Raw genomic sequence first — 2916 nt, 5'->3', positions numbered from 1 at the left:
GCACGTGATCATGGGATAGATTTGCGTCCAGAAGATTTTTTTTATCCCGAGCGCTTGCAGAGATTAATGCAAGAGCAACACCCCCCAATGACTACATTTGCAAAAAGTTCCGGCGTTAATAGCGCGCGTGAGACTTTGCAGCCTTAAGGAGGTGATGATGGCTGTAGAAAAGAAATACGAACTTACTGATGAAACAATTGAGTTTGATGGCAGAACACTTCACCGCATTCGTGCACTGAGAGACTTTGGTGATGTTAAAGCAGGTGATTTAGGAGGCTATATAGAGAAAGAAGACAACCTAAGTTATGAAGGTGATTGTTGGGTTGGGAATAGGGCATGGGTTTATGGTGATGCACGTGTTTTTGGCAATGCCAAGGTTCTTGGTTTTTCTCATGTTTATGACAATGCCCGTGTTTATGAGAATGCCAATGTTCTTTTAGCAGCTGCGATTTATGGCAACGCCAAGGTTTGTGGTAATGCGCATGTATTTGGCAATGCCAAGGTTTGTGATGAAGCTGCGGTTTTTGGTAATGCTTACGTTTACGATAATATCCATGTTTATGGCAACGCCAAGGTTTATGGCAACGCCAAGGTTTGTGGTTATGCCAAGGTTTGTGATGCTGCTAAGGTGTTCGGTCATGCCGTGGTTTATGGTAAGTCCAAGATTTATGGAAATGCATATGTTTGCGGCACTGAAGAATATGGTGGCGACAGAGTTTATATGTGTTCACATAATGCAAATGAAGCGCATAAGAATGATGATGGTAAGCCTCGTGTAGAGCTTATACCGCCGTTGGCACTGCTTGAAATTGGTAAAGTTTTAGAGTTTGGGGCAAAGAAGTACGGAGCAAACAATTGGCGTAATGGCATGCACTGGAGCAGGTTTCACGGTGCTGCTTTACGTCATTTATTAGCATGGTTTGGTGGAGAGCATAAGGATGCTGAGAGTGATTTATCACACTTGGCACATGCGGCTTGTTGCATTCTTTTTTTAATGGAATGCGAAGCACAACAGATTGGTCATGATGACCGCCCTCATAAAAATTAAAGGAGATAAAGATGAGTTCGAATGAAATTTTATGGATAGCAGTGGTTTCAGTTTTGCTTTTAAGCGGAGTGATGTTTCGTATTGCATTGCATTATCGCGATCAAGTTAAAGCACTTAAAGAGCAGGTTCAAGATATTAAGAAAAAAATGAAAGAGAATGAGTTTAGGTATTTAAAGGAAAGCAAGCAGACAATTGATGAATGTGATGCGGATCTTGAAGAACGTGACAAGGAAATTAAACAACTGAAGCAAGAGATTGAAGAACTAAAACAAAAGATAGATGCGTATCGAGAAGATTTTACACGGAAAAGTGAAAAGATACAGGCACTAAAAGCAGATGTTCAATCACGTGATACGGAAATTAAAGAATTGAAACAAAAGATAGAAGAACATGACGACGAGGAAATTGATGAACTGAAGCAAGAGATTAAAGAACGTGAGGAGGAAATTAAAGAATTGAAGCAAAAGATAGATGCGTACCGAGAAGAGTTTAAACGGAAAAGTGAAAAGATACAGGCACTAAAAGCAGATGTTCAATCACGTGATACGGAAATTGAAGAACTGAAACAAAAGATGGAAGAATGTGACGACGAGGAAATTGATGAACTGAAGCAAGAGATTAAAGAACGTGAGGAGGAAATTAAAGAATTGAAGCAAAAGATAGATGCGTACCGAGAAGAGTTTAAACGGAAAAGTGAAAAGATACAGGCACTAAAAGCAGATGTTCAATCACGTGATACGGAAATTGAAGAACTGAAACAAAAGATGGAAGAATGTGACGACGAGGAAATTAAACAACTGAAGCAAGAGATTAAAGAACGTGACGAGAAAATTCAAAGACTAACACAAGAGCTTAAACAGCGTGATGAAGCAGTAAAAGCGCCGCCTCATAAGAATAAGAAGAGTAAGAAGAAAAGTAAGTGAGAAGATAGAGGTGGAAGATATGATACTTAAAAAGAAGTATGAATCTACTGATGAAACAATCGAAGTTAATGGAGTTACGCTTCACCGTATACGTGCTTTAAGAAATTTTAGAGATGTGTACGCAGGTGACTTAGGTGGCTTTATTGAAAATGAAAGCAATTTAAGTCATGAGGGAGACTGTTGGGTTGGGGACGATGCAAAGGTTTATGGTAGTGCTAGGGTTTACGGTCGAGCCAAGGTTTTTGGTAATGCCAACGTTTATGATAACGCTCATGTTTATGGCAATGCCATTGTTTATTTTGATGCTAAAGTTTTTGGTAATGCACATGTATACGGTACAGCAATAATTTGTGAAAATGCCCGTGTGTGTGGTGATGCATGGATTGATACAGGTTTTATTAGTGGTTGTGATTTAGTTAATAGTAGTAAAAAGAAATACGAACTTACAGACGATACAGTTGATCTCGGTCCTTTCAAGTTACACCGAATACGAGCATTGAGAAGCTTTGGCAAAGTAAAGAAAGGTGATTTAGGTGGCTGGGTAGAGAGTGAAGAGAACCTCAGTCACGAAGGTAATTGTTGGATTAGTGGTTTAGGGGCTGTTTTTGGTGGCGGCAGATTACGTGGTGATCACCTAGTTCCAAACTTTAATTACATTTCCAATACGACTTATAAATTGTCTATGTTAACACCACAACAATACATGGCATCTCTACCTTGGCACCGTAGAATATGGGAGCGACTCCGTTATTATTGGGAGTGCGGAATATGGCTTTAGAGCTTCATAAACGTGATGAATAATACAATTCTTTGTTTTGATCTAGGTACCAAAACAGGGTGGGCGATACGTGGTGCAAGTGGTGACATGTTCAGTGGTACCGTGAATTTTCAATCGCGCCGTTTTGAAGGCGGTGGAATGCGTTACTTGCGTTTTAAACAATGGCT

Annotated in this window: 3 protein-coding genes; all 3 read left to right on the top strand. The window is 39.8% G+C overall.

The window, feature by feature from the left end:
- The first annotated feature begins 721 nt into the window (after positions 1 to 721).
- The 3 genes from ACFIQE_RS09395 to ACFIQE_RS09385 are packed head-to-tail and all read left to right on the top strand — an operon-like array spanning position 722 to position 2749.
- Positions 722 to 1048 (top strand): dATP/dGTP diphosphohydrolase domain-containing protein, encoded by a 327-nt coding sequence (locus tag ACFIQE_RS09395; protein WP_375654754.1) that lies wholly within the window; start codon positions 722 to 724, stop codon positions 1046 to 1048.
- An 11-nt stretch (positions 1049 to 1059) separates the two neighbouring features.
- Positions 1060 to 1971 (top strand): hypothetical protein, encoded by a 912-nt coding sequence (locus tag ACFIQE_RS09390; RefSeq protein ID WP_375707611.1) that lies wholly within the window; start codon positions 1060 to 1062, stop codon positions 1969 to 1971.
- A 19-nt stretch (positions 1972 to 1990) separates the two neighbouring features.
- Complete coding sequence (locus ACFIQE_RS09385; RefSeq protein WP_375637283.1) at positions 1991 to 2749, top strand: hypothetical protein; 759 nt, start codon at positions 1991 to 1993, stop codon at positions 2747 to 2749.
- Positions 2750 to 2916: the final 167 nt, after the last annotated feature.

The organism is Bartonella sp. AA1HLJMS, assembly GCF_042197445.1.
Taxonomy (GTDB): Bacteria; Pseudomonadota; Alphaproteobacteria; order Rhizobiales; family Rhizobiaceae; genus Bartonella.
This window is presented reverse-complemented; position numbering and strand designations above follow the sequence as displayed.

What these genes read in the sequence shown, in the direction of transcription:
- ACFIQE_RS09395 (WP_375654754.1), top strand. Translation starts at nt 722, where the DNA reads ATGTGTTCACATAATGCAAATGAAGCGCATAAGAATGATGATGGTAAG.
- ACFIQE_RS09390 (WP_375707611.1), top strand. Translation starts at nt 1,060, where the DNA reads ATGAGTTCGAATGAAATTTTATGGATAGCAGTGGTTTCAGTTTTGCTT.
- ACFIQE_RS09385 (WP_375637283.1), top strand. Translation starts at nt 1,991, where the DNA reads ATGATACTTAAAAAGAAGTATGAATCTACTGATGAAACAATCGAAGTT.